General features: G+C 50.3%; 19 protein-coding genes and 4 pseudogenes. 8 read left to right on the top strand and 15 right to left on the bottom strand.

What is annotated here, in order from left to right; all coding sequences use genetic code 11:
• Nucleotides 1–107: 107 nt before the first annotated feature.
• Nucleotides 108–803, top strand: a complete 696-nt coding sequence (locus AC1MEW_RS07335) for a 3'-5' exonuclease (RefSeq protein WP_480425859.1) — start codon at nucleotides 108–110, stop codon at nucleotides 801–803.
• Between the two features lie 376 nt (nucleotides 804–1179).
• Here AC1MEW_RS07335 and AC1MEW_RS07330 read toward each other — a convergent pair whose 3' ends face one another.
• The gene (locus AC1MEW_RS07330) at nucleotides 1180–1872 is read right to left on the bottom strand and encodes a hypothetical protein (protein WP_480425858.1); all 693 of its coding nucleotides are present in this window, start codon (nucleotides 1870–1872) and stop codon (nucleotides 1180–1182) included.
• A 10-nt stretch (nucleotides 1873–1882) separates the two neighbouring features.
• Nucleotides 1883–2629, bottom strand: coding sequence for a hypothetical protein (locus tag AC1MEW_RS07325; protein WP_480425856.1), 747 nt, complete (start codon nucleotides 2627–2629; stop codon nucleotides 1883–1885).
• 851 nt (nucleotides 2630–3480) lie between these two features.
• Here AC1MEW_RS07325 and AC1MEW_RS07320 point away from each other — a divergent pair.
• The 3 genes and pseudogenes from AC1MEW_RS07320 (at nucleotide 3481) to AC1MEW_RS07310 (ending at nucleotide 7291) form a co-directional block, all read left to right on the top strand.
• Nucleotides 3481–4422, top strand: coding sequence for a LysR substrate-binding domain-containing protein (locus tag AC1MEW_RS07320; RefSeq protein ID WP_480425854.1), 942 nt, complete (start codon nucleotides 3481–3483; stop codon nucleotides 4420–4422).
• Between the two features lie 80 nt (nucleotides 4423–4502).
• Nucleotides 4503–6053: an EAL domain-containing protein gene (locus AC1MEW_RS07315; protein ID WP_480425852.1), complete on the top strand. Its 1551-nt coding sequence runs from the start codon at nucleotides 4503–4505 to the stop codon at nucleotides 6051–6053.
• A gap of 385 nt (nucleotides 6054–6438) precedes the next feature.
• A pseudogene (locus AC1MEW_RS07310) lies at nucleotides 6439–7291 on the top strand (IS5 family transposase).
• Between the two features lie 20 nt (nucleotides 7292–7311).
• Here AC1MEW_RS07310 and AC1MEW_RS07305 read toward each other — a convergent pair.
• Nucleotides 7312–7610 (bottom strand): annotated as a pseudogene (locus AC1MEW_RS07305) (transposase); the annotation flags it as partial.
• A gap of 1024 nt (nucleotides 7611–8634) precedes the next feature.
• On the opposite strand from AC1MEW_RS07305, the gene AC1MEW_RS07300 reads away from it, so the two are divergent.
• Both AC1MEW_RS07300 and AC1MEW_RS07295 read left to right on the top strand, forming a co-directional pair.
• Nucleotides 8635–11202 carry an autotransporter outer membrane beta-barrel domain-containing protein gene (locus AC1MEW_RS07300; RefSeq protein WP_480425850.1) on the top strand — a complete coding sequence of 856 codons (2568 nt, stop codon included), beginning with the start codon at nucleotides 8635–8637 and terminating at the stop codon, nucleotides 11200–11202.
• Between the two features lie 144 nt (nucleotides 11203–11346).
• Nucleotides 11347–12203: pseudogene (locus AC1MEW_RS07295) on the top strand (IS5 family transposase).
• Nucleotides 12204–12254: 51 nt separating this feature from the next.
• Here AC1MEW_RS07295 and AC1MEW_RS07290 read toward each other — a convergent pair.
• The 3 genes from AC1MEW_RS07290 to AC1MEW_RS07280 all read right to left on the bottom strand — a co-directional run bounded on the left by AC1MEW_RS07290 (nucleotide 12255) and on the right by AC1MEW_RS07280 (nucleotide 13896).
• Nucleotides 12255–12620, bottom strand: coding sequence for a histone-like nucleoid-structuring protein, MvaT/MvaU family (locus AC1MEW_RS07290; protein WP_480425848.1), 366 nt, complete (start codon nucleotides 12618–12620; stop codon nucleotides 12255–12257).
• A gap of 257 nt (nucleotides 12621–12877) precedes the next feature.
• The gene (locus tag AC1MEW_RS07285) at nucleotides 12878–13480 is read right to left on the bottom strand and encodes a hypothetical protein (protein WP_480425846.1); all 603 of its coding nucleotides are present in this window, start codon (nucleotides 13478–13480) and stop codon (nucleotides 12878–12880) included.
• Between the two features lie 116 nt (nucleotides 13481–13596).
• On the bottom strand, nucleotides 13597–13896 hold the full coding sequence (locus AC1MEW_RS07280) for a hypothetical protein (protein WP_480425844.1): 300 nt from the start codon (nucleotides 13894–13896) through the stop codon (nucleotides 13597–13599).
• Nucleotides 13897–14181: 285 nt separating this feature from the next.
• On the opposite strand from AC1MEW_RS07280, the gene AC1MEW_RS07275 reads away from it, so the two are divergent.
• A protein-coding gene (locus AC1MEW_RS07275; protein WP_480425842.1) for an IS3 family transposase occupies nucleotides 14182–15401 on the top strand; the annotation gives its coding sequence in 2 pieces (ribosomal slippage) (nucleotides 14182–14527 and nucleotides 14527–15401; 1221 coding nt in all).
• Nucleotides 15402–15558: 157 nt separating this feature from the next.
• Here AC1MEW_RS07275 and AC1MEW_RS07270 read toward each other — a convergent pair.
• From AC1MEW_RS07270 to AC1MEW_RS07250, 5 genes are all read right to left on the bottom strand, one after another.
• Entirely contained in the window at nucleotides 15559–15786 is a 228-nt protein-coding gene (locus AC1MEW_RS07270; RefSeq protein WP_480425840.1) for a hypothetical protein, read from the bottom strand.
• A gap of 52 nt (nucleotides 15787–15838) precedes the next feature.
• On the bottom strand, nucleotides 15839–16240 hold the full coding sequence (locus AC1MEW_RS07265) for a DUF6957 family protein (protein ID WP_480425838.1): 402 nt from the start codon (nucleotides 16238–16240) through the stop codon (nucleotides 15839–15841).
• A gap of 65 nt (nucleotides 16241–16305) precedes the next feature.
• The gene (locus AC1MEW_RS07260) at nucleotides 16306–17034 is read right to left on the bottom strand and encodes a metallophosphoesterase family protein (RefSeq protein WP_480425836.1); all 729 of its coding nucleotides are present in this window, start codon (nucleotides 17032–17034) and stop codon (nucleotides 16306–16308) included.
• A 15-nt stretch (nucleotides 17035–17049) separates the two neighbouring features.
• Nucleotides 17050–17442: a hypothetical protein gene (locus AC1MEW_RS07255; RefSeq protein WP_480425834.1), complete on the bottom strand. Its 393-nt coding sequence runs from the start codon at nucleotides 17440–17442 to the stop codon at nucleotides 17050–17052.
• Nucleotides 17443–17651: 209 nt separating this feature from the next.
• Nucleotides 17652–18200: a hypothetical protein gene (locus AC1MEW_RS07250; protein WP_480425832.1), complete on the bottom strand. Its 549-nt coding sequence runs from the start codon at nucleotides 18198–18200 to the stop codon at nucleotides 17652–17654.
• Nucleotides 18201–18586: 386 nt separating this feature from the next.
• On the opposite strand from AC1MEW_RS07250, the gene AC1MEW_RS07245 reads away from it, so the two are divergent.
• Nucleotides 18587–18976 carry a hypothetical protein gene (locus AC1MEW_RS07245; RefSeq protein ID WP_480425830.1) on the top strand — a complete coding sequence of 130 codons (390 nt, stop codon included), beginning with the start codon at nucleotides 18587–18589 and terminating at the stop codon, nucleotides 18974–18976.
• Between the two features lie 116 nt (nucleotides 18977–19092).
• Here AC1MEW_RS07245 and hrpB read toward each other — a convergent pair whose 3' ends face one another.
• The 4 genes and pseudogenes from hrpB to AC1MEW_RS07225 all read right to left on the bottom strand — a co-directional run.
• Complete coding sequence (gene hrpB, locus AC1MEW_RS07240) at nucleotides 19093–21627, bottom strand: ATP-dependent helicase HrpB (RefSeq protein WP_480425828.1); 2535 nt, start codon at nucleotides 21625–21627, stop codon at nucleotides 19093–19095.
• A 99-nt stretch (nucleotides 21628–21726) separates the two neighbouring features.
• Complete coding sequence (locus AC1MEW_RS07235; protein ID WP_480425826.1) at nucleotides 21727–22149, bottom strand: hypothetical protein; 423 nt, start codon at nucleotides 22147–22149, stop codon at nucleotides 21727–21729.
• A 52-nt stretch (nucleotides 22150–22201) separates the two neighbouring features.
• Nucleotides 22202–22489 carry a hypothetical protein gene (locus tag AC1MEW_RS07230; protein ID WP_480425824.1) on the bottom strand — a complete coding sequence of 96 codons (288 nt, stop codon included), beginning with the start codon at nucleotides 22487–22489 and terminating at the stop codon, nucleotides 22202–22204.
• Between the two features lie 459 nt (nucleotides 22490–22948).
• Nucleotides 22949–23341, bottom strand: a pseudogene (locus AC1MEW_RS07225) (DEAD/DEAH box helicase); the annotation flags it as partial.
• Nucleotides 23342–23634: the final 293 nt, after the last annotated feature.

Raw genomic sequence — 23634 nt, 5'->3', positions numbered from 1 at the left:
GCCTCCGCCGGAACAGAAGCAGCACGCCCTCTAACAACTCCGTCAGAGCGTGGCTGTATGCACGTGTCGATGTACCTTGGACAGATCAAAGCTAGGACATCCATGTCATGAGCATTCAAGCAAAGCTTCTTCACCTTCAATCCATCCAAAACCTGCTCGCGCCATACCGCTATCTGTATTGCGTAGACCTTGAGGCAACCTGTGATGAGGTCGGTGAGTCGGAATCACCAAGGCAGTTAGCAGTCGTCCCCGCCCAGATGGAAACGATTGAAATCGGTCTGGTGGTGTTCGATCTGGAAACCCTTGAGATCGTCGATGAATTCCAGCGCTTCGTCCGGCCTCAAATCAATCCCATCCTCACCGACTTTTGCAAAAAGCTCACATCCATCCAACAAACGGACGTCGACAGTGCAGGAACCTATGTGGAGGTTGGCAAGGAGCTAGGAGCGTTTATTGCGCGATATCCAAACGCTGCTTGGGCATCTTGGGGTGACTATGATGCAACCCAGCTTGAGCGCGATGCTGGCTTAGCTGCCTGCCCTTCCCTGCTCGAAGGCTTGCCACATTTCAATGCCAGAAAATGGCATGCCGGCTTATATGACGATCGACCTAAATCACTTAAGCAAACAGTAGAGTGGTTGGGCTTGGTTTGGACGGGTACCTATCACACTCCGATGGAGCGATTTTTTGGAAGTCTGAAGTCAGAGTGGGTGCCTGAAGCAGGTTACAGCTCCGAGTATGAAGCCCGAGTTGATTTGCAGCGCTACGTGACGCTTTACAACAACGTCAGGCTCAATAGCTAAAACGACTACCGGTCGCCGGTCGCTATGGAGAAAATGGCGGCCTGAAAAACCGTAACTGGTGTCCAGAATTACTTGACAAGTTCATAAAAGTGATTTCGGAGACTCGAGAGAAAACGGCGCCTTAGCCGCTGATGAAGCCAAGGCGCTGCTCACTCATTGTGAGTGGTGTTAGTCCTCTATTAAACGCCTCCGAGCGATCTCATAGTAGTTCCTGTTCATATTACCGGTTAGATGCCGGCTGGCTAGCTCCGCTACACAATGTTCAACATCTGTGCGGCCCAGCCCCCCCCCTGTTCCTGTACATGAATCAGATGGATGACGAGAGCGCATGGCAGCTGCATGTAGTACCGCTAAGCGGGAGCCGGCCAGTTTCAGTTCAATTAATAACGGTGGGCGAAATTATACATAGCTCCAATTTGCCTCCCGTTGGCGTCCTTACTGTTGAGCCCGCGACTGTAAGTCTCACGTTATTATTCCCTGCAGGAGGCTGAAAAAATGTATGTAACGCACCTCCACTTAAAGGGTCAGTCAGATGGGTACCATCATTTAATATCACCCGGTGAATTTTATACACCCCAGTGGCGAGGTCACCGGTATGACGCAGCGCAATGCGTAAGCGATTTGGCGTCCCACGGTTAAGAATGGATAATTCCAGAGCGTCCAGCCCATTTGGAAAGGCACCTGGTGACACGTGGTAAAGGTAGTCTAACGCTTCTCCTGGTAGCATCGTCGGAGACGGTGCAACACGAGAATTACTACCATAGTTGTTGGTAATAAGTATAGGGAACCCCGTTAGGTTCCTAATCCTGACGGTCAAAGTTTTCAAGACAGGCGTCGGGGCTCTTGTGTTGACCCCTCCAATGACTGACATTACGCCTGATGCCAAGCCAAGGAAAATCCCCATAATAGTGAAGAAACCCTGCGTCTCTACCTCGCTTACGTTTAACTGGTTGGCCCCATTTTGTTGATAGGCCAACGCTTGTTGTGCGACCTGTTCGGCATTCGCGAAACTGTTGCCTACTGTTTGGATGCCAGGCTGTTCGCTTTCAATTACAGATTCGTCGTTCATGTATCGCTCCTTAAAAACGAATACCATTCGGAGTGAATGTAATAGTACTACCCATGAAGTGACCGGCCTGGTTCGCCGGTGCCACGGTTGTCATGCATATTCCAAATGATGGGAGTGTGCTTTGGACTCCGCCTCGGTAACCAACATACTGAAAATTTTCTCGAGGCACGGAAAGACGCGTTCCACCAATTAAAACCTCGCGGAGGTGAAGTCGCACATCTCGGCTAAACGAAAGCCGCATATCCAAGGCTTGAATTTGATTGGATGGCCGTCCAGCGATAATCCATGGGTCAGTAGTAATGACAGCGAAATTTATAGTTTGAATATGGTCAGCATTCGCGAATTGCGGGTTGAACGCTATTCGCATACATGCGACCTCCCCAGGGAATATAGGCCCCGGTGATTCAAAGAATTGGTGCCCCTCAGGCATACCTATTCCGCCATGAGGAATTAAAATAACGTTTGCGTCGTTCCTAAAAATAAGCGTTTGAGATACAAATGTAGAACCCTGTGGTGATTCCATACCAAGGACATCACCTGCTGTGCTCAGCGTAGTTCCAAGTAGCTCTAACGCTTTCCCTAACCATCTGGTAGCTGATGCCGTGCCAATGCCACTTCGATCAATCAACCACTCCTGATGAGTGTACCCTTGCTGGACTTCAACAGCAGCCTTGTCCGAGGTCAAGTGGTAAAGCTGCGTTGAACTCGGTACTACCCCATCTCCGTCTTTCTGAACGACTTCTTTATTAGAGTTCATGTGTCACTCCTGTGGAAACATCTGTTGACCATCTGTCATCGCACATAATCAATGAAATTGCGTGTCGCAAATTATAGTCCATCGCCTTACACCATCAAAGCAAGTCAAATAATCTTACCCTGAGCAAAAAAAACTCACATCAACGTACTCAACAAACATGTGGACTCTACCAACGCAAGCAATCTAATATTGAAAGAACAACACCGCTGAAAATCTAGAGCCATGAAACTTCAATTAAATACTTACAACATATACGACAGACATAATTAGTAACCTAATTACGTACCCATCCAGTGTGACCTGTCGGTAGGTAAATCCGTCCACCTCTGCACACCCTTCTTATTTTTCAACTTTTTTTATAGGTCAACATTACAACTCTGCGCCACCTAAAAAATAAGTAGCGCCGCAGACCAAACAAAAAAATAATTTACATACAAGGCATCATAAAAATGAAATCACGATACGCATCTGGCTGCCGCAAATAAACCTTCGAAACTACCAACCATATTCCTATATGGCGACATATAACTTGCATGCCAATACCATTAAAGCCATCTATTCAATATAAACCAACCTTTACCAAGCATAAGAGATGCAAAGAGAGCATCTAACCCCCGCACAACTAAAACTGGAATAAACATGATACCCACAGAATATAAAAATTACTATCCGCCATTCCCTCTCCTATACACACGCCAAGCTCCGACCAGTCTTAGATCTATAGATGTTATAGCGAAACTGTATTTTGGCACCATTTTATTGGGATTACGATTCCAGTGTAAAAACTAACAGGAGCCTCTTAATCATTGCAACCACAACCAGAATGAATTCTATATTAGAGGGATCTACTGATGTTTACAAAATTCCCACTCACAGCACTTCGCACATTTGAGTCTGCGGCCAGGCTTGGTAGTTTCAAAGCTGCCGCTAAAGAGCTTTCTGTCACCGCCTCTGCTGTTTCATTTCAGGTTAAATCGTTGGAGGGCTGGGTTGGCACTCTAATGTTCGATAGATCGCCCCAAGGAGTTACACTAACTCCCATTGGAAAAACACTTTACACTAACATTCATCAATCTTTTGCTGACATTAATCAGCACTTAAACTCACTTAGACCCACTCCTAACCCAAGCACTTTAACACTATCTACAACCCCAGCTTTTGCTGCTTTATGGCTTATACCAAGATTAGGGTCATTCTATCGAGAACATCCTGACATCCAGGTCAGAGTCGTAACAAATAAAGAGTTTATTGACCTAAATAGAAATTCAGCAATAGACATTGCTATCAGAGGCCTTTTAAGAGAGCACTCAGATATATATCAGCTTCAATTAATGGAGGAGAGCTTTGGTGCATATATAAACCCGCTTGAAATATACCCTTCATCGAACACACACATCGAACTTATAAACGTGAGATGGAGTGATGTGATCCCCCCCCCTATGGACTGGGATTTATGGTGTGCAGCTGCTGGACATAAAGAATGGCTAGAGCATGCAATTTTTAGAGACTATGACGATGAACACCATGCACTTCAAGCCGCTATTTCTGGCTACGGGATGGTATTAGCCAGTGATGTTCTCGCCGCTGATAGCGTATCACAAGGCTTATTGAAACCTTATAAACCTCACGTAAAACTACCGGGAGCGCGATATGTTGCCATATGTGTACCTGGAAGACAGCGACTTCCAACACTTAGCGTTTTTTTTAATTGGCTTCTTCATGAAACACTCCATAAAAAAACCTCACTTATACAGAACATGACGCCTAAACTGTTCATGGCGCGTCCAATTTAAATTTAATATAAATTAAAATCCAACTTACACCTAACTATCCATTGCAGAGCAATAATAAAAACGCTACAAGGCAGACTCCAATGACCAAAAAACTCACTCTCTTCAGCCTTCAAAAAAAACTCAAAATCCCCGTCGCATCTTTAGCCACTCTCCTCGCATTTATTTCTTATGTGGAATATCAAGCCCATGAATATGCAAACTTAGAGACCGAGAGTACTGCACGCGTAATAGTGAATCAAATCGAAGTGATACTTGACCAGTTTCAAGAATCAATTAGCGAGCATACATTGCCCCCCCAACTTCCATGTGACACATGGGCCAAACAAGCTCGTATCGCGCCTTATTTACGCTCAGTCTATCTTGCAAAGGATGGATGGCTCTACTGCTCAACTGCAACAGGGATAATTCACGCACCATTGAATTTACTTATCGATGTAAAAAGCTCAAGCAACAATACTTCCTCCTTAAGTACCGGCACCCCATTTGCACCGACTAAACATGCACTCATATACTATCACGCGATCAATAATACTTCCGGGGCCGTTGCCATTATTGAAAGCCGCTATCTATTAGACTTGTTGCAATACCCATCCAAGCCTAGCGATGACCCTCTTAGCTTACGCTTAGTTGAATTGAAATCAAACAGCTTAGCCCCCCCAATTAAAAACAATGGGGAATCACGAAAAATAGTAGTAAAATCATCACGCTACCCAATTAGTGTAAGTACCTATCAGAATCCCTTGTCTGTAATAACTTATCGTTTGAAACTTACAATCCTATGGCTACCCTGGGCATTAGTACTGGGGGTTCCTATTTCAATTCTTGCATATCGATCTTTGAAAAAACGTAGGGGTATTCACGCCGAACTACAACTCGCCCTAGCACAAAATGAGTTCTTCGTATGTTACCAGCCCATCATTAACTCAAACTCAGGAAAATGCACTGGCGTGGAAGCTTTACTTCGCTGGAAACATCCTATACACGGGCTCATCAGCCCTGATCTATTTATCGCACAAGCAGAATCATGCGGTATGATTATAGAGCTAACGCACCGGCTGTTCAGCTGTGTACGACGTGACCTAAGCCGAGCGATTCTCCCTGCCAAGTTTCATGTCGGCCTCAACATTGCTTCAGAGCACTTCAACCTGCCTACATTGCTAGACGATTTAATCTCCTTACGCTCATCACTTTGCAGTCTCGACCCAATAATAGTCGTGGAGATTACCGAACGACAAATAGTTACTCAAGATGAGGTTACGCAAGAGATGATGACTTCTTTGCGACGCTCCGGAGTTGAGCTCGCTATTGATGACTTTGGCACTGGCCAAAGCTCTCTCGCTTACTTACAGCGGTTCGATGTCGACTACCTAAAAATTGATAAATATTTTGTTTCGACAATTGGTCAAGTGTCGGTTAACTCGCCAGTTCTTGACAGCATCATTGATCTAGCTAAGCGACTTGAGTTAAAGCTAATAGCAGAGGGAGTGGAAAATAAGACGCAAGCTGACTATCTGAAGGAGCGAGGCGTTAATTATTTGCAAGGATACTTATTCGCAAAGCCAATGATTTTTGTGGATTTTGAAAAGTGGCTTAGAATGCAGAGCTCTATACCATCAATAGCAGTTGAGTAATTAAACCATTACGTGTAAACCGTACAAAAAATAGCTATCCATACGTCAATTTGTCACTTCTAATGTTTATATACGGCCATACCAGCCTTTGAGCACGATGTATTTTTTTCTCTTAGTCTACAGAAAATTGATTTCAAAAACACTAGGCAACTGGAGATCCAAATCAACACATTTCAAGATACGGAACCTATACAGATACTATTTTTGCTGCGCCCATAAACCCCTATTTTTTACTGCGCTTGAATTCATTTCAAGTACAGCGTCATAAACATTATTCTTCACCTATCTAGCACTAGGCTCTGTACGAAATCATCTGAAACACATTTGAACCCAGCAAGCGTCGGGACTCAATGAAGTTCGCCCCCGATCAAGGCAGGAGCCCACGATGGCCAAATGGTACGAGCCCCCCGACGCAGCCTGGGACGTGGTTGCAGACATCTTCAGTGAACCCCGCCGTAACGGACGCCCACGGGCAGATGATCGTCTGATGCTCAACGGCGTGCTCTGGGTACTCTACTCGGGCGCTGCTTGGCGTGACATGCCCGAGCACTTCGGCCCATGGTCGACGTCTATCAGCGCTTTCGTGATTGGCGCAATTGGGGGACGTTCTACCAGATGTTTGAGCGGCTTCACATCAGGTTGAACGAGCTAGGGTTAATCGGTCTGGAGACCTGGATGATTGACTCCACGACGGTATGCGCAACCCGGGCGTCTTCTGGTGCCAGGAAAAAAGGGGGCCTGAAGAACCGCAAAACCATGCACTCGGACGTAGCCGGGGCGGCCTGACGACCAAGATCCACATGTTGTGCGATGCCAATGGCGTACCGCTAAACTTTCTACTGTCAAGTGGGCAAGCCAGCGACATCACCTATGCGCAACCGTTGCTGGATAACGCTTACATCCCGCGTTTGCGCGGCCGCCCCCGCAAGCGCTGTCGTTGGTTGCTGGCCGATAAGGGCTATGACGCCGAAGCGTTGCGTCGCTACTGCGACCGCTATCGGATGCAGCCGGTAATCCCGCTACGCACGATGAAGCGCAAACCCAAGCCGGGATTACCGAGACTGTTTGATCGCCCCAAGTTCCGGCAGCGCAACATCATCGAACGCATGTTCAGCTGGCTGAAGGAGAACCGCCGCATCGTTACGCGCTTCGACAAACTCGCAAAAAGTTATGCGGCGATGGTCTCGCTGGCTTGTGCCATGCGCTGTTTGAGACAGTACTTTTCGTACAAAGCCTAGGGCGTAGTCTTGCAGTTCTCCGCATTAGAAGAGGCCCGGGTTACGCGTACCGCCGTGGAGTCAATCATCCAGATCTCCAGACCGATTAACCCTAGCTCGTTCAACCTGATGTGAAGCCGCTCAAACATCTGGTAGAACGTCCCCCAATTGCGCCAATCACGAAAGCGCTGATAGACGTCGACCATGGGCCGAAGTGCTCGGGCATGTCACGCCAAGCAGCGCCCGAGTAGAGTACCCAGAGCACGCCGTTGAGCATCAGACGATCATCTGCCCGTGGGCGTCCGTTACGGCGGGGTTCACTGAAGATGTCTGCAACCACGTCTCAGGCTGCGTCGGGGAGCTCGTACCATTTGGCCATCGTGGGCTCCTGCCTTGATCGGGGGCGAACTTCATTGAGTCCCGACGCTTGCTGGGTTCAAATGTGTTTCAGATGATTTCGCATAGAATCTAGTATTCTCACCAATTCCGAAAGTTATTTTCAGAGACCCTCAAACTTGATGGAGATCACCGAAATATTTTGTAGTGTCATATTTTGCATTAAATAGAGCCAACCGTGATGAGCCAAACATGTAATACTGTCGCTGATTTAATGGCGGTTAAATAGTGCTATCGCACTGCCAGCAATGCGAAGTTTAACTTAGGTCAGGATTAATAATTTTGAAATCTCAAACACCAACGATTACCTCGATGATGTCCCTTGCCATACTCGTCATCCTGGTTTGTCCGCCATTGTAAAGTACTCCTTAATCGCTAGGGCTAGCTAACTCGAATTATATTCATACGGTCTATGAGTCACGTGCCGGCAGCGATACACCAAGATAAAGACTGTACAGAAACCATAATTTTTGAATAAACCAATCTCCCGCGCGCTCCGGCAATCAAGTAGTGAACAGCGCTGGTTCCCCGTGAAAACTGGCACCGAATGTATGGTACCGATCGCTTACTGGCACGACGGTATTTCTATGTAATGCAAGCGTTGCTCTTGGGTTTTTTTGATGGAGGGGGCTATCTGTGTGTCCGGCTATCACTATCAGAGATACACGATATCAACCCACAAGCTCGAAGGCGCAGGGAAAATTGCAACATTTCCAGCAGAATGTGATTGATCATACTACCCTGATAGAGCATCACAGGTTAGCGTTTAGATATTCATGCAGCGTTCTTTAATACAGCAGGACTATTTTCAATGTGATTGATGCTTGAGGTACGCTCACATTAATTCATTTCTCATGAAGTACTCAACTGAGATTTAAAGTGATAGCTGAATGTTATCACTATAAAGAATTACAGTCGAATAGCGACCTAATGAATACTACCCCAACAAACAAACTTGAAGGTGCATCATGATAAAAACCAAAAAATCAAGATTGTCGATATCTATATCAACAGTCCTTTTCTTAACAAACTCCCCTGCGATTAACGCTACAGTTTTTACGGGCGTTAATGCGACTAGCAATCAATCATTAGCTATTAGCAGTGGTGATTCCGTAGTTTACACTCCTAATTTTGGCAATGCGGTTTCTGCAAATGGCAATAACTCATTAGTTACTGCTACTGATACAACTATCAATACCTTGGGAAACACCAATAACGCTGTTAATGCATTCAATGGAGGAGTAGTAAATTTAAATAATGTTAAAATCAATGTGAGCGGTGTGTCTTCTTTCGGCCTGACAGCTCAAAGTGGTGGTATTGTCAATGCCGATAATGTGACTATCAATACTTTGGGTGAGAATAGCTCAGGTATTCATGGTGCTGGTGGGATCTTGAACTTAAACAATTTCAACATTAACACATCAGGTGTTAAGGCGTATGGATTGGTCAGTGATATTTCTGGTAGCATTATCAGCTTTTCTCATGGGGATATAAAAACACTGGGTGATCTGTCGTCCGGCATTAGTGCTTCTAATGGTACTGTCGACGTTAGAAACACTACAGTTGAAACATTTGGCGAACAGGCTAGAGGAGTAAACATTAGTGGCGGCGCTAGCATTACAGCTGATAATTTAAATATAATCACCCATGGTGATAATCGTTCGGATGGTGTTGTATCCTCAGGAACATTTACAGGGAGCAACATTAATATTCGTACCGAAGGACTAAATTCATACGCTATCACGATGACTGAGTTTGGTAAGCTCGACATTTCAAATGCTAAAATATCGTCTAACGGCTCAGCAATAAACTTCACGTCACAACCAACCATGTCAGGTGCAATTTCCGAGTTTAAAGATGCAAATATAACTGCAGACCAAAATATAATTATTGCTGGGAATTCGATAGGCTATGTTTCTTTGGCTAACACGGTAGCTAAGAGCGCCACTAACAAATTTGCTAGCGCGAATAACAATGCCGTGCTAGATATCGTGGCAAAAGACAATACGCTGATTGCTGGTAGTCTTGCTGCAGACTCAACCAGCAATATCTCACTATCGCTTCAGAATAATAGTCACTGGTCTGGTTACTCCCAAAACGCAACCAGTATATCTTTAGATAATTCAAGCTCTTGGGTGTTGACTGGAAACTCTGATGTTAACAACTTAGTTAACGCTGGCGTAGTGAGTCTTAACGGCGCGCCCGGGACTGTACTGACAGTCACAGGTGATTATATTGGAAATAACGGTTTACTGAATTTCAATACGGTGCTGAATGACGATGCCTCGGCAACCGATAAACTGGTGGTGAACGGTAATACCTCGGGCACCACATTGGTGAGAGTGACTAATGTCGGCGGTAGCGGTATGGCTACCCTGAACGGTATTGAGCTGATACAAGTTAACGGTATATCTGACGGTGACTTTGTTAAGAACGGTCGTATTGTGGCTGGAGCTTATGACTACTCGTTGGTGCGAGGCACAGATGCGAACGCCAGTAACTGGTATCTGACCAATGAGCTCATTCCTAATCCAGAGCCCGGTCAGCCACCCTCTCCACTGATTGAGCGCCCGGAAGCTGGGGCGTATACGGCTAACATGGCAGCAGCGAACAATATGTTTGTGACGCGCTTGCATGATCGGTTAGGGGAAACCCAGTATATCGACTCGCTAACTGGCGAGCAGAAAGTCACAAGTATGTGGCTTCGTAATGAGGGGGGGTATAACCGCTCGCGCGATGCCAGCGGTCAGTTGAGCACACAGGCAAACCGCTATGTGATGCAACTGGGTAGCGATATTGCGCAGTGGAGCAATAACGGCATGGATCGTTTCCACCTGGGTGTGATGGCTGGTTACGGCAGTAGTAAGAGTAGAACGGATTCTAAGTTTTCTGATTATAACTCCAAAGGGACGACCGACGGTTACAGTGTTGGTGTATACGGCACCTGGTACGCCAATGAAGCTGATAAGTCTGGCATGTATATAGATGGCTGGGCACAATATAGCTGGTTCAACAATACCGTTGATGGTCAGGACTTGGCGTCTGAAAAATATAAATCCAAGGGTGTTACTACCTCAATTGAAAGCGGTTATACGTTTAAAGCTGGGGAGAATGCGGCCAACAGCGCCACTTACTTTATCCAGCCTAAAGCGCAAATTACTTGGATGGGTGTGAAGGCGGATGACCATAAAGAAGTCAACGGTACCAATGTATCGGGTGAAGGCGATGGTAATATTCAGACTCGTTTGGGGGTGAAAGCCTTTATGAAGGGCTACAGCGATCAAGATAAAGGCAAAGAGCGTGTGTTCCAGCCGTTTGTCGAAGCTAACTGGATCCACAACACCAAGGACTTTGGTACCACGCTGGATAACACCACTGTGAAGCAGGACGGCACTGCTAACATCGGCGAGTTGAAAGTCGGTGTGGAAGGTCAGATTAATAAAAAAGTGAATCTCTGGGGTAATGTGGCTCAACAAATTGGTAGTAAACGTTACAGCGATACTGGCGCGACGCTAGGGATTAAGTATAACTTTTAAGATTAATAGATAGAAAGGCAGCTTATTAGTTTTTTGCACAGGGTCAGTTACGCTAAACAGGCAAAGGCTGCAGCGTCGACAACATAGTCTGGGCTCTGTGCGAAATCATCTGAAACTGCCCCCCATCAAAGACAGGAGCCCACGATGGCCAAACAGTACGAGCTCCCCGACGCAGCCTGGGACGTGGTTGCAGACATCTTCAGTGAACCCCGCCGTAACGGACGCCCACGGGCAGATGATCGGCTGATGCTTAACGGCGTGCTCTAGGTACTCTGCTCGGGCGCTGCTTGCCGCGACATGCCCGAGCGCTTCGGCCCATGGTCGACGGTCTATCAGCGCTTTCGTGACTGGCGCAATCGCGGGATATTCGACCAAATGCTTAAACGGCTTCACATCAAGTTGAACGAGCTGGGGTTAATCGATCTGGAGACCTGGATGATTGACTCCACCGCGGTACACGCAACCCGAGCCTCTTCCGGCGACGGAAAAAAGGGGGGCCTGAAAAACCGCTAGACCATGCACTGGGTCGCAGTCGTGGCGGCCTCACGACCAAGATTCATATGCTCTGCGATTCGAACGGAATCCCTCTGTGTTTCAACCTGTCAGGCGGACAGGCCAGCGATATCGCTCATGCGCAGCCGTTGCTTGATCAGATTCAAATTCCAAGTAGTCAGAGGGGACTACCTCGCAAGTGCTGTCGCTGGCTATTGGCGGACAAGGGATACGATGCTGAACACCTTCGGCGCTATTGCGACCGCTACCGGATGCAGCCGGTGATTCCCTTGCGCACCATGAAGCGCAAGCCAAAGCCCGGCCTGCCAAGACTATTCGATAGGCCCAAGTACCGGCAGCGCAACTTCATTGAGCGCATGTTCGGTTGGCTGAAAGAGAATCGAAGGATCGGTACGCGCTACGACAAGCTGGCGAAAAGTTTTGGCGCAATGGTCTCACTGGCTTGCACCATGCGGTGTTTGCGACATTACTTTTCGTACACTGCCTAGATAGCGTCAGCAAAAAGGGCGCGTAAACGCCCTTTTGTACTCAAATCAAAATTACTTGCTCAGCCAAGACTCGACAGTGTCGGAGCAGTGTTCAGCTTTCCATTCTTTAAGCCCCTTGTGGTTGCCACCTTTGGTTTCGATGATTTCACCAGTGTGAGGATTTTTGTAGATCTTCACCTGGCGAGGCTTACGAGTGCCGGCTTTGGACTCAACAGCTGGTGCGCGACGACCGGCCCTTGGATCGAGCAAATTGATCACGTTCTGCAAGCTGTATCCATATTGCGCAAGCAACGCACGCAGCTTCGATTCGAATTCAATTTCTTTCTTGAGCCCAACATCTCCCTTCAGGGCTTCGAGAGCTTGAAGCTGTTCGGCAAGGTGTTTTTCGAGCTGGCGGAATTCTGCGAGTTTGGACATGGAATAATCTCAAGGTCATTAGTTGACTAACAGTACATGAATACAGATATTTGAATCAGGTGTTTTTGGCAGACTTCCGTTACTGCCTGCCGATGTAAAAGGACGCCTGATCAACGATCTCATGAATACGTGTGGTGCCGTCAACGCTGTTAAAGCCCAAACGATCCCGAGCAATAGTCGGCAGCAAGGGCAAAGGCCGCACTTCGGCAGCGAGGCCTACTGCACTGGCATGGCAGTAGGTACACCCTCAACAAGTATCAGGTTGCACATACTCCTTTTGTGTACTCCTGATTAATCTGCGCCTTAGGCTTTGTTGCTAAAAACACTGCAGTCCAAAGCTGTTCCGCTAGCCACTGTGCTTCACTTCGGCTGAGACTCCAGCTGACCCAACCAAAACACATTAAGACGTTTTGGCCATCTAGCCTGATCTGAAAATCATAGATAGGCTTTTCGCCGCCCATAAATTCCACCATCGGCTCGGGATCGAGCAGGGCTCCTTTAATTAAGAAATTTCTACCAGTCATCACAACTTGGAGCAGATCAGATGTTTCCTGTGATCCCAACGACTCATGGCGCTCAATGAGAACAGTCCAATGATCATGAGTTGTTTGGATATTAGACTTATCCGATTTTGGGTGATTGTGGTCAAACGAGTTGAGTACCGCTTTGATTAGACCAGACGCTATCTCATAAGCTTGCCGTGTGGTGAAGCATGCTTTGAAGTCGTCGAGGACTACACGTATGAGTCGAGACGGGGTGAGTTTGACCGTCGCACGAAAATGCTCGTCTGTGCCCGGAAAACTGAAAAATTCAGAGGCCTTGAAAGTGAGGCGGGATTTCAAACGGTCATTGTCGCTCATAGCACTCTCGAAAAATTGGCTTACTAAATCCAATTCGGCTCAATTCCAACAAACCTTTAACAGGTTCAAAAAAATTACGAGATGAGGCGCTTCATTTGTAAATGGACGCGGGACTGTCAGTCGTCTCCCCAAGGATCAAATTTCGCTCCGTACTTGGCATGTAAGGCGCGATTTCGTTTGATCTGCCAGATCCACGGATCGTAGTCATCAGGCAACGCGGCGAGTTTGGCGCTGATGACCATTTGCACGTTTTCCTCACGCAACAAGCGGCGAGTCAAATCGCGGCATTCGCCGAGCGTAGTAGCGCCAAGTGCGACATGATTTTCCTTCACATACAGGTCGGTCATACCCACTCGCATATGACCGTACTCTTTCACGTCATCGGGGTAAATGTCTTCCAAGCTGAGGTGCCCCATACCGTGCTCCTAGGGTAAAAAACTGTCGTTGGAAAATACTTTTCGCACCCTTCTACTGATGTAACGGGGGGGGCAAAGGGATTGGCGTGGGTCATCGATGAAATCGCCCCTGCGCGCCAGCGCCTTCAAAAGCCAGGTAGTCAAAGGTGATTTAGCGTGCGCATGACAATCGCCACGTTGGTGCGTTGCTGAATTTACACCTCAGTAACGCTCACTGAACGAGCCCCATGAAAGACAGGACACCGTTTCCCCCTTACGATAAGGGATAGGCAAACGGTTATGTTTATGACTAACAGCAACGATAAGAATGGGGAGCTTTTGGGCCAGGAGCGGCGGCGCCGCTGGAGCCCAGAGCAAAAGCTGGCCATGGTTCGCGAGAGCCTTGAGCCAGGGCAAAGTGTGTCGGTCGTCGCTCGGCGCAACGGCATCAATGCCAACCAGTTATTCCTGTGGCGCAAGCTGTATCAGGACGGCAGCCTGTCGGCGGTCAGCGCGGGCGAAGCCGTGGTGCCGGCCTCCGAGCTGAGCGATGCGCTCAAGCAGATCCGTGAACTGCAACGGATGCTGGGCAAAAAAACGATGGAAGCGGAAATCCTCAAAGAAGCCGTGGAGATCGCCCGGTCGCGAAAATGGATTGCGCACTCATCCTTGTTGCCGGGGGACGACCAGTGAAGCTGGTCAGCGAATGTCTCGGTGTGGCGCGCTCGCAATTAACGGTTCGAATCAAGCAATCGGTATCGCCCAAGACACGGCGAAGCAGACCTGTGAACGACGCTGAGTTGGTGGCCGAAATCCAGCAACAGGTCAGCGAACTGCCCAGCTATGGCTACCGTCGAGTCTGGGGATTGCTGCGTCGCGTCCGTGAAACCCAGTTGCTACCCGCGATCAACGTGAAGCGGGTTTACCGGGTGATGCGTGATCACAACCTGCTGCTTGAACGCCGGATCAAACAACCCGGCGTGCCGCGTCGGCACGAAGGCCGTATTGCGGTGCAAACCAGCGATACGCGTTGGTGCTCGGACGGCTTTGAATTCCGTTGCGAGGACGGCGCTAAACTGAGCGTGACCTTCGCCCTGGACTGCTGTGATCGCGAAGCCATCGGCTGGGTCGCCAGCCCAACCGGGTACAGCGGCGATGACATCCGCGACTTGATGTTGGAAAGCGTGGAGAAGCGCTTCGGTGATCAGCTGCCTGCAACGCCGGTGCAGTGGCTCAGCGATAACGGTTCGGCCTACACCGCCGAACAGACGCGCCTGTTTGCTCGACAGATCGGCTTGCAGCCGGTGACCACACCGGTGCGTAGCCCACAGAGTAATGGCATGGCAGAGAGCTTCGTGAAGACGATCAAGCGTGATTACGTGGCGCACATGCCCAAGCCGGATCGAGAAACGGCGCTGCGTAACTTGGCAATTGCCTTCGAACATTACAACGAGCAGCATCCGCACAGCGCCTTGAACTACCGTTCACCGAGGGAGTTCAGGCGCTTGGCAGTGGCATCAATTTAACGGGGAGTTGGTGTCCGGTTTTGAAGGGGCAAGTCCACTCACCTGTCTGAAGAAACTCACCAAAACTCTTCCGTCCGACACCTCGCAGGAAACTGCCTAGGACGTAGTTGCCACTTTGAGTTTCAAGAAGCCAGAAACGCCCCTCTTTCCATACCTTCTAAATTTTCCCTGTCCGAAGAAGGCCGCCATCTGCTGGGCGAAAAGCGTCACCTTGCTCAACGTGATCGAAGGACACGCCATGGCATGCGTCATTTGCGATGAAGGCATCGCTGATGAACGCAGTGACCGGTACCGAATACCTTCGGATGCTTGCTCGCCCGAGGCGGCACAGCTGAAAGTCGGTCAATGCTTTGCTATGAAATTCGACTTCGATGATTTCAGACATCCCGAAAATGCTCCAAAACGAATCCAGATAATTTGCCGGCGCGTTTCACGCGTCAGGCCGACATTGAAAAAGCTGCACCCACAGTGGCCTCTTTCCTCAGTCCTGGCCCGAGGAGGAGATAGACCGTACCTTTGGTTTCAAACATGCAGCCTTCAGCGAAGGATTTTCCGAAATTGCTGCGTACCCACATGCCGGGCTGAAACCGATTTCGACTATCAAAAACGACTTCATGCGCGAACAAAGTCGCGGGCAGTAGACCTAGCCCAATGACCTTTTCTCTCTCAACGGGATTAACCGTTAGGTCGATAAAAATCCACTGCTTAACTACACAGAACGCTTTGCCGGGGAACGTGTTTGCTGCCAAAGAGATTAGGTCTTCTTGTGAGCCTTCCCAGCCAGCAACCTCTTCCCCGGCGCCGTAAAAAAGTTGCGAGATTTCATCTAAAGTCACCATCGAAAAACTCCTTCTCGTTGAGCGCGGGCAGTAAAGCGAGCGTGGCCACTGACCTATCAAAGCAATCAAAGATCAATCAACAAATCAGGATCAAAGCCAGTGCTCTGCCCTGGATAACCTCTTGGGTTGGAGACCACGCGGCACCCACTTTGGGTAAATCTGGCTGCTATGTGGGTGTGCCCGGAGACCCACAGATCGGACTTGCCCACGAGCTCCGGCCAGTCATTGGCATAAGCAGCGATCAAGTGCGCGGGAAGATCATCACCGACGTGATCTAACATCGGCGCATGGTGCGTAACTACGACGGTTTTGCCATCGAACGGCTTGTCCAGCTCCTGTGTGAGCCAGGCATATGCTGCTTTGGATTTAGCGATCACGTCATCGGGACGGAGGCGCCGGTATCTCTCATCTGTTCTGATGACGGTGAAGTCGTTCATACAATCCCAGGCGACTCGTTTCGCGGCAGTAACGTCTCCAGTCGAGGAGTAATCTGTCCAGGCTGTAGTGACCAGAAACCTAGTTTGATTCAGGATCAAGACTTCGTTTTCGAGGACGTGAACATGTGCAGCTGCGGCATCCTTCATTTTTCGAAGCGTGTGCTCGATGTGGCCACCGTAGTACTCATGATTTCCGCAGACGTAGATCACCGGGCACTGGAAGACTTCGTTAGCCCACTTCACCCCGCGTGATTTGATATCAATGTCGCCGGCGAGGATGACTACGTCAGCGTCGCTTAGCGTGGGATCGAACCGAGCGAACTCGAGGTGCAGATCTGAATAGATTTGAAGCTTCATTGGAAAGACCTTTCCTCAGTGACCCACGCATTCTTGATCAGGTGATTGGGTATCAGTCGCCTCGTAGATTATCCGAGAGTCTCTGAGCAATGCGGCATCAGTCAGGCCATCAAACGAACTGTAGATCTTTCCGCCCTCGACTTGATGAAGCATGACGCACTCACCTCTCATGTCGTTACCGATGAGCAGGCGAATAAGCTTTTCCATACGCTCTGACGGGCTTCCATTAAGGCTCGGTGCCGTTACCACCTGAACCTCTCCAACCAAGCAGGTGGAGCTCTGCAGAGCAAGTAGGTCGGACAGTGAGGAGGCATCGGTTGGCATCAGCTTTTTAGTGCGGGACTCTTTACCTGCAATTAAGCGAAAGGTGACGTGATACCAGGGATCAAGCGATTCCCTTTCGACCATTCGCCATCCGGCTCGGCCGTTCCCGAATAGCCCGGGGAAGCCCAGCGAGCAGGACTCGTCAGACATAAACATTATAGTTACTCACTCTTCGTACGCGCATTCGCAGCACCTTCTTGAGGTGCACTTCGATGTGCTTAAACTTGCAGTGCATCCGCAATAAACTTTCGCCAAAGGTTATACGTTTGCAGACGACGTTTTTCATCGAGAAATCAGGAGCCGAAGGCACGCTGCTTTACTGATGTATAACGCTGTAAATCTCCTCGACTCCAGCTATCCAAATTTCCTAGCCTCAAGAAAATCATGAGTGAAAGCGCACAAAAAGCTACCGCTGCGACGACTCCTACTTGGATAGATAGTGTCTCCATGGCAGGCCCTGCTTCGCGCACGTTTCCGTTATGAATAATGAGCAGCGGGATGAACAGTAAAATCCACGATGCGAACCAGGCTAAAAACCCAAAACAAACCGGACGAATAGTTAAGCTGTAGATTTTTTGAAATAGAGTATTACGCATTGAATGCCGCTCACCGGCCGCATTTTCAATACACACAATCATCAAAGCTTTTCTCAAACCGATGGCAAGGTACCAAACGCGGTTTGTAGATCCCTTGCCTATACCTGTTAGGTATTCATAGGTTTTTTCGTCCATCACCAATCGACTGGCTTGGCGGTCGTTAATCGTTGCTGAGTACACAGTCTTAGCAGAGGTGTTTTTGGCAATATTAGTAATCACGCAATCTGAATAAAAAAACTTAGGCACAAGAATTCCTTGATCAAGTCAGTATCAGTTCAGTTGTCAGCCATGACACCGGCTTGGCCCCCAGCGCACCGGGGTCATCGCTATCATCGGCGTGTGCTTGGCTCGATCCTGAGTCAACCTGCATGGCAATAAACCGTATATGTTGCTGTCGAGCACCATTCGGGTTGGACGGGCACGTCATCGCCGTCTCACTGCTGTGAGCAACTACAAGACAACGGATGACGAGCATAAACCATTATGCGCAGTATAGTCCATGGAATGGTTTTGTTCGATGTGGCTATATCCTCGTCTTTGGGGATTAGTCAATGTCGCTACGAGAGCCTCTGGCAGCCGCCCTTCGCCTACTCAGAGTTTCTCAGGGTCTTTCACAGGAAGACCTCCACAACGTGGCCGATGCTAAGCACATCCATAATCTTGAGCACGGCAAGACCGGCATTTCCCTTGAGATGCTCGAGAGCCTCACGCTCGCTCTCGGCACTAGTCCCATAGCGTTGATCGCGCTTGCCACCAAATTCCAAAATGGCCAGTCAAAATCCGCTTTACTTGCAGATTTGGATAGCGAGCTCACACGACTGGAACCGGGCATCACTGATGGTATGCATGCGGAGTTTCAAGATGGGAAACTGATCACCCACCCCGCAGGTAAGCGCACCTCAAAAGCGAAGATCGACGCTGTGCTCGAATGCAAGACAGAGGGTATGAGCCGGAAGCAAGCATCGGAGAAACTCGGAATTCCACAGTCGACCGTAAATCGTTTGTGGAAGCTGACCACGTAATGATCTATCCCAAGAAATTGAACGCTGCATGAGCGAGGCCGTGATGCTGAGGTTGTCACGATTAATCAACCTCCACCGAGGCTTGAGCCATCAGGCTCGGTGTACCCATCGGCTATCTAGGTACCTCGCGGCTTAGCCCTAGCGGTGGCTTCCGCAATCAAGGGGTCATCAGGCCAAAAATGCTTGGGGTATCTACCTTTGAGGTCTTTCTTAACTTCGTCATACGTCGACTTCCAGAAGTTTGCTAAGTCCTGGGTGACTTGCACAGGACGTCGCGCTGGCGATAACAAATGGAGCTTGAGTACCTGCCGCCCGTTGGCAATTCGCGGTGTGTCTGCAAGGCCAAACAACTCCTGGAGTCTCACAGCCAATATGGGAGGCCGCTCGCTGTAGTCGATTCGAATATTCGATCCAGACGGTACCGAAACCGTCTGGGGCGCCTGGGAATCAAGCTGCTGCGGAAGAGGCCAGAGCAGAAGGTTGCGCAGGACGGACGATAAGTCGAGCTGGCCAAAATGACTGAGGCGAGTGACTTTACCGACATATGGCCCCAACCACTCTGCCAGCGACTGCAGCAATGCCTCATCACGTAGGTCGGGCCACTCGCTTCGGTTTCCCGACTCTTCATCCAATATGCGCAGCAGCTCCACCCTCGCCTGCCACTGGCGAAGCTCGGGCGTCCAGGGCAAAAGCTCCAAACCCTTACGACGAACAAAGTTAAGCAACGCCTGTACACGAGCCTCATCGCCCAGGTTGGCCAGTTGTGCGCGGGACAAAATCAACTCCCCTACTTTAACTTGCCGCTCAGCACGCAAAGCACCTTCCCGCTCATCCCAGTCGAGCTCGTCCACCTGGGTAACCTGTTCTTTCAGGACAGTCTCGAACAATGCTTCGTCCAAGTCGGCCGCGAGGTAGATTCGCTCTTCCCGCTGCCCCTGTCGGCTACCCAAGTCAGCGATCACCAGCCACGAATGCTTCATCAGGGCGTCGGTCTCGGTGAACATCGCCGCACGACCATTCGCCAAACGATACTCAGCCCCGCCAGCGCGGCGCTGTTGCGCTACCCGATCGGGATAGGCCAAGGCCAGCAGGCAGCCCACCCATTGAGGGTGGTTTGAATCAGCGACTGGCTGCGATGCTTGGCCGCGCAAGAATGACCGATATTGCCTAGCGAGTTGCTTAGCGCGTTGGGCCCCCCCTTGCTCGCCGCGCTGTGCTCTCTGCTCACCAGACATGATGGCCAAACGGCTGTGAAGGTCTGCTCCACCACCACGCTGAATATCGCGCTCGCCGAGCAACGCTGCAATGTTACACGCCGTCTCAGTCAGACCCAGCTCGTGACCTCGCAACAGGAGATGAGCAATCCGTGGATGACTCGGCAGCTCTGCCATAGCTTGCCCGTGCTTTGTCAGTTGCCCATCTGGTTGCAACGCGCCAAGGCGCCGAAGCAAATCGCTCGCTTGGGAGTAAGCAGCTGCGGGAGGAGCATCAAGCCACTTCAGGTCACCCGGCTGCACGCCCCACTTCGTCAATTGGAGAGCTAAGCCTGTGAGATCTGCCTGCTGAATTTCAGGTGAACTGAAAGCGGGAATCTGATCATGCTGGGCTTCAGACCAGAGTCGATAGCACACACCTGGCTCGATTCGGCCTGCTCGACCAGCGCGCTGAGTTGCACTTGCTTTGGATATGCGTTGAGTGTCCAAGCGGGTCATACTGCTGCGAGGGTCGAAGCGAGGAACCCGCTCAAGTCCTGCATCGATAACGACACGTACACCGTCGATGGTGATACTCGTCTCAGCGATGTTCGTTGCCAGTACTACCTTCCGCTTTCCTGGTGGGGCGGGATCAATCGCAGCCCGCTGCTGATTCAGGTCGAGCTCGCCGTGAAGAGGGCAAAGAAGTACGTCAGGCTTAAGGGATGGATAGTTGCTCAGAGCCTCTTCCAAGCCCGTCACGACTCGACGAATCTCCGCTTGGCCTGGAAGGAAGACCAGCACGCTGCCGGTCTGTTCAGCGAGCGCATCCAAGCACGCGCTGATGACTCGCGGCTCGATGTACTCACCCGGCTGTTGCGGCTTGCTCCAGATCGTCTCAACCGGAAACATCCGGCCCTCGCTGGTCACGATTGGAGCATCATCAAGCAAGCGCGATAGCCTCTCCCCTTCAAGTGTTGCCGACATCAGCAGCACCTTCAGTGGTGCATCATCGCGGAAGAGCTCGCGGCCATTGAGAGTCAGAGCTAGGGCCAGATCCGCATCCAAATTTCGGAGGTGGAATTCATCGAAGATCACCAAGCCGACACCTTCGAGAGAAGGATCGCTCTGCAGACGGCGCGCCAGGATCCCCTCTGTCACCACCTCAATTCGCGTCTTCGGCCCGACCTTACTATCCAGGCGAATGCGATACCCAACGGTCTCACCGACGTTCTCACCAAGCTCACTGGCCATTCGCTCCGCAGCTGCGCGCGCTGCAAGCCGTCGTGGCTCGAGCATGATAATCGTCTGCCCTTGCAGCCAAGGTTCGTCGAGCAAAGCGAGTGGGACGCGCGTCGTCTTACCGGCACCTGGCGGCGCTTGGAGCACCACTTCATCTCGTTTGTGGAGGGCTTCAAGAAGAGCCGGCAACGCGGCATTGATCGGCAACGAACTCATGTGTACTCCTGCGACATGCGGGGCAGTATACAAAGGTTCGTCGGGGGACGGCTCTGTGTAGCAGATAGCTGGCCAAACCGGCCAACTACCCGCCATTCTTCAGTTGCTGAAGAAGCCTTTAGCCACATCCAGAATTCCGCCCGAAACAAACAAACCAATAATGATCTGCTTATGCTCGGCGAAGAAACTCCACTCATTCAGTCCTAAGCCTACCCCGAGAAGAAGGCTCGTAATGAGCATGTATCGCCAAGTTGGAGCGAAGATCTTGATGAGATTTGCAACCGAAGTGTGCTTGATGAATTCATCGACATGCTCATTGTAAGCACGCCCCAGAATGACAGCAGTCGCAAGCAGAGCACCGGCCAACCCAAGTGCCATCCACTGGGTTAGCGGAACAAAAAACAACGCGCCACTCCCCACAAAGAGCCATTTACCAAGCGTGGCGAGCTTCTGGCTGTAATCCTGCGCGACCTGCTCAAACCACCACGGCATACGCGGATCGAAAAAAGGAGCATCCAACATGCACTTCTCCACAGATCTCATTACTGTCGTAAAAAGGTACTAGCTAGCTGACTTACCAGCGCACATCAGCCTTCACCGCCTTGTAAAGGTCAACCTGCGAGGTCACGGTACTGAGTTGAGGGGCTTGGAGAGCATTTTCGGCAGCATGAACGTTCGCCGTCCCGGTCTTTCCATGGTCATTCATCAAAGTCTGAATGAAGTCCGCAACCTCATAGCCTTCATCCTTGTCGACCTTGGCACGATCAGCGGGGCCAGCGTATGTCCCATCACCTTTATCGCGCTTCCAGGTGTATTTATATTTCTGTTGCTGCAGATCCGTACGTTTCACCGTGTACGTCATGGCATGCCTCCTAGGTATCTACCCACATAGCGACCCTCCTTGGAAGTCTTCGGCGTGGAGCAAAGACGGCCATAGTAGCCGTCGCGCTTGGCAACTGACCACCACATGTTGCAAGGCCTTCGTCAGGGGTAATTTTTCGCTTGCGTACCGTTGGCCCGGCTTGGGGCGAAGCCAACTGAATAGCATTCGAACCTGAGATCAGTCAGTAACCGTCGGCTGCAGTGGTGCTTCCTGCTCGTCCAATGGTTTCGAGGGGCTTTGGGGTGATCAAGGTCTACGCGGGTGGGTGGACTGGGTTTGAGATCGTGGCACCTACCGGGGGTGGAATGTAGTGCCGCACCGAGGTTGCTTTTCTGATGGGTACATAGTGAAGAAGGCCCAGGGAGATTACCTGGAAGCAGGTTAGCGGAAGGAAGAAAATGCCCTGTATTTTGACAAGAAACTAGGTATTTTCAGTGAAAGTGACAAAACGTGGAATTCATCGAAGATCAGCAGACCGACGCCATCCAGCGCCGGATCATCCTGCAAGCGCCGGGTGAGAATGCCTTCGGTGACCACTTCGATCCGGGTATTGGGGCCGACTTTGCTGTCGAGGCGAATGCGATAGCCAACAGTTTCCCCGACCTTCTCGCCCAACTCACTGGCCAGGCGCTCCGCCGCTGCCCGCGCCGCCAGCCGGCGCGGTTCGAGCATCAGAATGGTCTGCCCGGCCAGCCACGGCTCGTGGAGCAAGGCCAACGGCACGCGGGTGGTTTTACCGGCGCCGGGCGGTGCTTCGAGCACGGCTTCATGGCGTGTCGCCAAGGCTTCACGCAGGGCGGGTAAAACTTCATCAATCGGCAAAGAAATCATGCTGGCTCCCCAGGGCGTGCCCACAGTAAATTGCGAGTCGCGTTGAAACTGTGGTCGTGCCAGGCAAGGCGCGGGATGCAGACATGGGTCGTTTCCTTGCCAAGTCCCGCAACGCAGCATGGCGCGTCCACAATTTCAGCCCGGAGGGCCGAACCCCGATAACATCCATTAGCCGTTACGCGTTGTCGATCTGGAAAAAACAACATCAATCCTCAACTATTCCAGTAGGGGTAAGACGCGGCCGTAATTTACTGTGGGCACGCCCTGCCGGGCCGAGTATAACGGCGAACTGC

It is taken from the genome of Pseudomonas sp. ASL4 (genome assembly GCF_056680395.1).
The sequence above is the reverse complement of the archived record's forward strand: the minus strand, read 5'-3'. Positions and strand labels throughout refer to the sequence as shown.

Bases quoted from the DNA above. Each gene is read 5' to 3' on its own strand.
- AC1MEW_RS07280 (WP_480425844.1), bottom strand. From the start codon at position 13,896: ATGGGGCACCTCAGCTTGGAAGACATTTACCCCGATGACGTGAAAGAG.
- AC1MEW_RS07315 (WP_480425852.1), top strand. From the start codon at position 4,503: ATGACCAAAAAACTCACTCTCTTCAGCCTTCAAAAAAAACTCAAAATC.
- AC1MEW_RS07285 (WP_480425846.1), bottom strand. From the start codon at position 13,480: ATGAGCGACAATGACCGTTTGAAATCCCGCCTCACTTTCAAGGCCTCT.
- AC1MEW_RS07325 (WP_480425856.1), bottom strand. From the start codon at position 2,629: ATGAACTCTAATAAAGAAGTCGTTCAGAAAGACGGAGATGGGGTAGTA.
- AC1MEW_RS07330 (WP_480425858.1), bottom strand. From the start codon at position 1,872: ATGAACGACGAATCTGTAATTGAAAGCGAACAGCCTGGCATCCAAACA.
- AC1MEW_RS07235 (WP_480425826.1), bottom strand. From the start codon at position 22,149: ATGTTGGATGCTCCTTTTTTCGATCCGCGTATGCCGTGGTGGTTTGAG.
- AC1MEW_RS07270 (WP_480425840.1), bottom strand. From the start codon at position 15,786: ATGTCTGAAATCATCGAAGTCGAATTTCATAGCAAAGCATTGACCGAC.
- AC1MEW_RS07290 (WP_480425848.1), bottom strand. From the start codon at position 12,620: ATGTCCAAACTCGCAGAATTCCGCCAGCTCGAAAAACACCTTGCCGAA.
- AC1MEW_RS07300 (WP_480425850.1), top strand. From the start codon at position 8,635: ATGATAAAAACCAAAAAATCAAGATTGTCGATATCTATATCAACAGTC.
- AC1MEW_RS07320 (WP_480425854.1), top strand. From the start codon at position 3,481: ATGTTTACAAAATTCCCACTCACAGCACTTCGCACATTTGAGTCTGCG.
- AC1MEW_RS07260 (WP_480425836.1), bottom strand. From the start codon at position 17,034: ATGAAGCTTCAAATCTATTCAGATCTGCACCTCGAGTTCGCTCGGTTC.
- AC1MEW_RS07265 (WP_480425838.1), bottom strand. From the start codon at position 16,240: ATGGTGACTTTAGATGAAATCTCGCAACTTTTTTACGGCGCCGGGGAA.
- AC1MEW_RS07335 (WP_480425859.1), top strand. From the start codon at position 108: ATGAGCATTCAAGCAAAGCTTCTTCACCTTCAATCCATCCAAAACCTG.
- AC1MEW_RS07230 (WP_480425824.1), bottom strand. From the start codon at position 22,489: ATGACGTACACGGTGAAACGTACGGATCTGCAGCAACAGAAATATAAA.
- hrpB (WP_480425828.1), bottom strand. From the start codon at position 21,627: ATGAGTTCGTTGCCGATCAATGCCGCGTTGCCGGCTCTTCTTGAAGCC.
- AC1MEW_RS07255 (WP_480425834.1), bottom strand. From the start codon at position 17,442: ATGGTCGAAAGGGAATCGCTTGATCCCTGGTATCACGTCACCTTTCGC.